This is a genomic window from Vibrio sp. 1078-1, from assembly GCF_033340475.1.
Genome location: NZ_JAWOWM010000251.1, coordinates 1 through 766, shown reverse-complemented (window position 1 = coordinate 766; position 766 = coordinate 1). Strand labels below are relative to the sequence as shown.

Sequence of the window (766 nt, the reverse complement as noted above, 5' to 3'; positions counted from 1 at the left end):
CCGTGAAACGTGTCCAAATGTGCGCGGTTACCAAAAAGAGCCGGACAAATACATGGCCGTTGCGTGGTCTGACGATTACGACAAAGAGTTTATCGCAGAACTGAAAGTCGACATGCTCAACCACCAAGGTGCTCTGGCAGAATTGACCAACGTGATTTCGAAAACAGGCTCCAATATCCATGGCCTGTCGACCGAAGAACGTGATGGCCGACTGTATACTGTCACCGTTCTGCTGACAACCAAAGATCGTGTCCACCTTGCTGGTATCATGCGAAAAATCAAAGCGATGCCGCAGGCGACCCGAGTCAGACGAAGAAAGAACTAAACTCATCGCCACCCACTCACACTGGGTGGCGATTTTTTTATACCCTATTTATTTACTATGAATTTAGAACGTTACCACCGTATCCATCAGGTGCTTAAAGCACGCCAAACCGACCTTACTTTGTGCCTAGAAGAGGTTCACAAACCTAACAACGTCTCTGCCGTTATTCGTACGGCTGACGCCACGGGCTTACACAAAGTTCATGCTATCTGGCCTGATAAAATGCGCACTTTAACCCACACTTCTGCAGGTGCTCGTAACTGGGTTGAAGTAGAAACTCACAACTCGATTGAAACCGCCATTACCGAGCTCAAAGCCCAAGGCATGCAAGTATTGGTGACCAACTTATCGGACACCGCGGTCGATTTTCGTGAAATCGACTACACCAACCCGACTGCAATCATCCTGGGTAGTGAGAAAATTGGCGCGTCTGAACAAGCG

The 766-nt window shown here is 48.6% G+C and carries 2 protein-coding genes; both read left to right on the top strand.

The genetic code is table 11. The annotated features are described in order from the left end of the window. On the top strand, window positions 1-325 hold a 325-nt coding region (locus tag R7190_RS26930), incomplete at its 5' end, for an ACT domain-containing protein (RefSeq protein ID WP_318137805.1). 57 nt (window positions 326-382) lie between these two features. Continuing rightward, on the top strand, window positions 383-766 hold a 384-nt coding region (locus R7190_RS26925), incomplete at its 3' end, for a TrmH family RNA methyltransferase (RefSeq protein ID WP_318137804.1).